Source organism: Candidatus Methylacidiphilales bacterium (genome assembly GCA_025056655.1).
Lineage (GTDB): Bacteria > Verrucomicrobiota > Verrucomicrobiia > Methylacidiphilales > JANWVL01 > JANWVL01.
Genome location: JANWVL010000080.1, coordinates 1 through 5,156, shown reverse-complemented (window position 1 = coordinate 5,156; position 5,156 = coordinate 1). Strand labels below are relative to the sequence as shown.

The 5,156-nt window shown below is 52.7% G+C and carries 5 protein-coding genes and 1 tRNA gene; 4 read left to right on the top strand and 2 right to left on the bottom strand.

Annotation, left to right across the window (positions count from 1 at the left end; all coding sequences use genetic code 11):
- Positions 1-279: 279 nt before the first annotated feature.
- Together NZM04_04915 and NZM04_04910 are read left to right on the top strand one after the other, a co-directional pair.
- Positions 280-1,833 (top strand): 2-isopropylmalate synthase, encoded by a 1,554-nt coding sequence (locus NZM04_04915; protein MCS7063375.1) that lies wholly within the window; start codon positions 280-282, stop codon positions 1,831-1,833.
- Positions 1,830-2,705, top strand: coding sequence for a tetratricopeptide repeat protein (locus tag NZM04_04910; GenBank protein ID MCS7063374.1), 876 nt, complete (start codon positions 1,830-1,832; stop codon positions 2,703-2,705). Before NZM04_04915 ends, NZM04_04910 begins: the two co-directional genes overlap by 4 nt.
- 5 nt (positions 2,706-2,710) lie before the next feature.
- Here the strand turns inward: NZM04_04910 and NZM04_04905 are convergent.
- Both NZM04_04905 and NZM04_04900 read right to left on the bottom strand, forming a co-directional pair.
- A tRNA-Tyr gene (locus NZM04_04905) sits at positions 2,711-2,794 on the bottom strand.
- A 43-nt stretch (positions 2,795-2,837) separates the two neighbouring features.
- Positions 2,838-3,584: a sulfite exporter TauE/SafE family protein gene (locus tag NZM04_04900; GenBank protein ID MCS7063373.1), complete on the bottom strand. Its 747-nt coding sequence runs from the start codon at positions 3,582-3,584 to the stop codon at positions 2,838-2,840.
- Positions 3,585-3,769: 185 nt separating this feature from the next.
- Between NZM04_04900 and NZM04_04895 the strand changes: the two genes are divergently transcribed.
- Together NZM04_04895 and NZM04_04890 are read left to right on the top strand one after the other, a co-directional pair.
- Positions 3,770-4,156: a hypothetical protein gene (locus NZM04_04895; protein MCS7063372.1), complete on the top strand. Its 387-nt coding sequence runs from the start codon at positions 3,770-3,772 to the stop codon at positions 4,154-4,156.
- Between the two features lie 317 nt (positions 4,157-4,473).
- The coding region (locus NZM04_04890; protein ID MCS7063371.1) for a TonB-dependent receptor plug domain-containing protein at positions 4,474-5,156 on the top strand (683 nt) is incomplete at its 3' end.

The window sequence follows — 5,156 nt, the reverse complement described above, 5'->3', positions numbered from 1 at the left end:
TCTCAGCCTCATCCAATCCAACCTCAACCAACCTGTCAACAACACCAACTTCCGCTACGACATCAACACCGACGGCTCCATCACCGCCGCCGACTTCGCCCTCACCCAAAGCAACGTAGGCGGTTCCGCACCGCAGTAAATCGGATTGGCTCTTCATCTCTTGAAGTTCAGCCTTGATATTGAAAGGGGGCAGAGAGCGAGCGCTGTTGTGCGTTTTTACAAAAGAAACTGGCCTCAGAGCCAGAAGGCTTTATGTTATGGTGTTAAACATAGCACCGTATGCCCGAGAAAATCATCATATTCGACACCACCTTGCGCGATGGGGAGCAATGCCCAGGCGCCAGCATGAATCCTAGGGAGAAGCTCGAGGTGGCTCGGCAACTCGCGCGACTCAATGTGGACGTGATCGAGGCGGGGTTTCCTGTGATCAGTGAGGGGGATTTTGCATCGGTGCATCAGATTGCGACGGAGGTCAAAGGGCCGATTATTGCGGGGTTGGCGCGTTGTGTGCCGCGCGATATTGAAGCGGCTGCGGCTGCGGTGAAACCCGCCGGGGATCGGGCGCGGGTCCACGTTTTTTTGGCGACCTCTAAAATTCATCGGGAATATAAGTTGCACAAGGCTTACGATGAGATTGTGCGGCTCGCGGTGGAAGGTGTGAAGCTGGCCAAGAGCTATGTGCGGGACGTGGAGTTTTCGCCCGAGGACGCGTCGCGGACTGAACCTGAATTCTTGGCGCGGGTGACAGAGGCCGTGATTGCTGCAGGCGCAACGACGGTGAATATCCCCGATACCGTTGGTTACGCTGTGCCGGAGCAGTTTGCGGAGTTAATCCGCTATCTGTTTTCTCATGTAAAAAACATCCACGAGGCGGTGATCAGTGTGCATTGTCACAACGATCTTGGGCTTGCGGTGGCGAATTCGTTGGCTGCCATCCAAGCTGGCGCGCGGCAAGTGGAGGGTACGATCAATGGTATCGGTGAACGCGCAGGAAATGCTGCGCTTGAGGAAGTGGTGATGGCGCTCAAGACGCGGTCGGATTTTTATGGGAATTATGAGATCGGAATACACACGCGAGAGATCGTCAAGACGTCGCGGCTGGTTTCGCGCATGTCCGGCCTTATGGTGCAGCGGAGTAAAGCGATCGTCGGCGAAAATGCGTTTGCCCATAGCTCGGGAATCCACCAGGACGGTATTTTGAAGAAACGGGAAACATACGAGATCATGGATCCGAAGGAAGTCGGGTGGGGCGAGACAGAATTGCCATTGACGAAACATAGTGGCCGAGCCGCTCTGGAAGCGCGACTGAAGCATCTTGGCTTTACGTTGACCGATCAAGAGTTGGAGCGCATCTTTGTGCAATTCAAGGCTGTGGGGGATAAGAAAAAGTTTGTTTACGATGATGACTTGATCGCGCTGGCTGAAAATCAATGGACGGAAGTGCCCGAGGTATATTCGCTTGAAAATCTCGAGGTGCACGTCATCGGTGGGCAATTGCCTGAAGCCATCGTCACGCTCCGCCGCGGGGAGGAAGTGCATTGCGAGAAAGCCCAAGGCGATGGCGCTGTGGATGCAGCGATGAAGGCGATGGATAAAATTACAGGTTGCAACGGAAATCTTGTGGACTACCAAGTGCGAGCTGTGACTCAAGGCAAGGACGCGATCGGGGAAGTCACTATCAAAGTGGATTTTTCGGAGGGGAAAGAGCCGTTGGTGACGGGTAAAGCTGCTTCGACGGATGTGATCGAGGCGAGCGCGCGTGCATATTTGAATGCAGTGAATCGTGAGTTGACGCTACCAAAGCGGAAGCGCAACGCGATAGAGGGGGTATGAGACTTTTCGTTCGTCCAATAGTGCTGCGAACAGCACGCGCGTGTGGAGTCGCTTTTTGTATAACCGCTGGTTTTCTTCATGCCCAAGAGCAGGTGGAACCGATCCTCAAGGCAGAGCCTACCTCGACAAAAGCGAAGATTACTAGGGAAGATAATTTGCGGATGCGTTATGACCGAGGACGGATGCTCGATGAACAAGGACGCTGGAGTGAGGCGCTACAGGTTTTCCTTGGCATATTGCGCGAGGCTCCTGAGGCGCGTGGATCGCTGCTGATGGCGGGAATTGTGTTAAACAAAATGGCTCGATACAGCGAGGCGGTAGCTTATCTTGAACGTTTCCGCAAGCTCGAACCGCAAGACTTTCGAGGAGTCACGCATTTGATACAAGCACGACAAGGTCTTAAAGATGAAGCAGCAGTTGCAGCACTGCGGGCGGAGCTAGTCGAAATGCGGAAGCGGCAACCCGCACAGGAAGGATTGGCTGGGGCGCTTTCGTATCGACGAGAACGCATTCCACTTTCGCAACAGGAAGGGGGTGCGTATATGGCGATATTGGAGTTTTTCGAGCCAGACCTGCCGCCGTTTGTGGAATGGTTTGGCGATGTGTATAATGGGGAAGGAATGCTGCAACGGCGATTTTTGTTGGGCTATGAGTCGAGTGAAATCACCGTGGCCAATGGCAAAAAAGAACGAATACGCTCTTCGGATGCGATGATCCTCGGAGAGGTGAAGACTGAGCAGGATGAACCGAAGGAGTTCATTGTATTCGAGCGGCTAGAGGCGAGGCCGAGTTACGCCGAAGCTCGAGCGAAGTTTCTCCAGCTTTTGCAACGCACCCCAGAGCCCCTGGCAAGGGTAACAGTGAATCCTTGAGAATATGGGCAGAACAGGATTCGAACCTGTGAAGGCGTAAAGCCAGCAGATTTACAGTCTGCCCTCGTTGACCGCTTGAGTATCTGCCCAGCAGAATTTGTTAAATTAAATGCCCCACTTGTGTTGACAAGCCTATTTTAGCACTTCACTTGCCTCAGGTTCCTTTGCGGATGGACAGAGAGGACAACGCACAGCCTCGCCGTTTCCAACGTCGGCAAGACTCGGCCCGGCAAGCAGTCGTGCAGCGATAAAAGCCGCTCCGCAAAGGGCAAGCCCTCTCTGAAGACGTTTTACCCAGAGCGAGCTCAGGCGCGTCTGCCACCGCAACCATTGCCATTGTGAAATCCACAGGAGCACTACTGTGCCAAGTCCGAAAGTGAACATGATTTCAGCGCCGCGGGTTGCAGAACCTGACAGTAAGGCTGCCCCAAGCAACAAATACAAGGGCCCACAGGGCAGAAGCGGTGTGCTTAAGCCGACCATAATCGAAGCCCACCAAGGAGGAAGTTTTAGGCCGAGACGAAACATGCTCCATGTGTGGCTCGTGCCGCAGGAATGTTTCGGGATATGAGGTTCCCAACCTAATGACAACAACAGAAAAACGAACACCATTAGCCAAGGTAGATAATGTGCCCAACTTTGAGCATAACTCGCAAACGGCACGGCGCCGATGCCGCCTGCTAACGCACCGAGAACGGTGTAGGAGAGCAATCTCGATCCATGGTAGAGGCTGATTGATATGCCTCGATGGGAAGGGGTCATATCCAGACGTGCAAACAAACAAGTCAACGGTCCACACATTCCCACGCAGTGAAAACTTGTTACCACGCCCGCAATGAAAGCCGGCCATGTCCCTTGTATGTGCCCTAGATCGCTCATGAGAATTGGCTTAGCGAGCAAGCTGACCATTAGTTTTTCTAATGTCAAGGATGCAGTTGGCGAGGGAGAGTCCGAGTAAGTGCGCATTCATCAAAGGGCTTTTTTGCCTGTTTCATCTTTGATCTTCATCCGGTATTTGTGAATTGGCTTGACCTAGGCTTGAGCTGGGCGTAAACGCCCCCCATATGCGTGCCCTTGTAGCATCAATTTTGGTCATGGGGCTATCTATCCAAGCCGGCACGCATCTGATCGGCATGCAAGCCTTGGCATGGGCTCAGATGTTACGTCAACAAATCGAAGAAAAAGACTGGTTTCTCTCACTCAAGGAAGTTTTCTCGGGTGAAAAGCCCTGTGCTCTTTGCCATAAAGTCCGACAACTCCATGCAGAGAGCACAGAAGACGATAGGCCTTTTTCAATACAATGGAACAAAACCGAATTTCTTCTCACGCGCTCCTTTTTTATCCGACAATTTCAATTCCCAGTAGCAACGGAATACCCTCCGCCTACCTCTAGCCTTGTGATAACACGCGCAGAGCAACCTCTCGTCCCTCCACCTAAGCTATTCATTTAATCGGGGACACAAGACTCTTCTGTAGCGCCCAAAGGCGGCGCAAGCGGCGCAAGTCACCGTTTTCCGATGGCGTAATACATCATAGCAAGCATGCTGATGGATCGAATAGCGGTCCAGATTAGCCAACGGAACCGTCCTAGGCAGATCGGTGCTTGATGAAAAAGGGGCTAGACTGAGGCGCTTTTCAGAGGACTCAAGTGTTCCCATTCCGCGTTGAAAAGGCCGCGAAAACCCATTTTTGCGGCGGTTTAAAATTCCTCTTCTCAAAACACAATTTCTGAAACTCACAAAACAAAACGATTCAATCGATAAACAACATGAAAACCACCCGTTCATTTATTTTTGTCGTCTGCACGTTGTCTGTGGCAGTATATTTCGCACCTTCAACCATCGCCGCGCAAAATCCAGCAACATCGCAAAGAAGCACCATAGCACAGCAGAGTGGTGCTCCAAAGAAGTTGCCTGATGTCGTGGTGCGCGGAAGCCAGCTGCTACCCCTCACCCTGCCCACGCTAGCGGTGTCCCGAAGAGAAATAGCGCGCATTCCTGGTGGTGCAGCAGTCACTGACGCTGAGCGCTATAAAACGCAACGCGTGTCTAATCTTCGTGACGCTTTGGGATTGACGCCTGGCGTCTATGTCCAATCGCGTTTTGGGGCTGAGGAAGCGCGTCTTTCTATCCGTGGATCCGGCATTCAACGGACTTTTCACGGGCGTGGGATTGTTTTACTCCAAGACGGGTTTCGTCTTAATGAGACGGACGGCGGCTTTGATTTTCAGGCAATAGAGCCGCTTGTTTTCAGTCACATTGAGACCTACCGTGGAGCGAACGCGCTACGCTACGGAGCGACGACGCTTGGCGGCGCTATTAACTTCATTTCACCCACTGGCTACACAGCCCCGCTCTCCACTGTGCGCGGAGAGATCGGTTCTTATGGTTACCGTCGCGGGCTTGCTTCGGTAGCGGGACACAATGGAAACTTCGACGGTTATTTTGCGCT

Coding starts and splice junctions, on each gene's coding strand:
- NZM04_04900 (MCS7063373.1), bottom strand. CDS start 3,584: ATGAGCGATCTAGGGCACATACAAGGGACATGGCCGGCTTTCATTGCG.
- NZM04_04895 (MCS7063372.1), top strand. CDS start 3,770: ATGCGTGCCCTTGTAGCATCAATTTTGGTCATGGGGCTATCTATCCAA.
- NZM04_04910 (MCS7063374.1), top strand. CDS start 1,830: ATGAGACTTTTCGTTCGTCCAATAGTGCTGCGAACAGCACGCGCGTGT.
- NZM04_04915 (MCS7063375.1), top strand. CDS start 280: ATGCCCGAGAAAATCATCATATTCGACACCACCTTGCGCGATGGGGAG.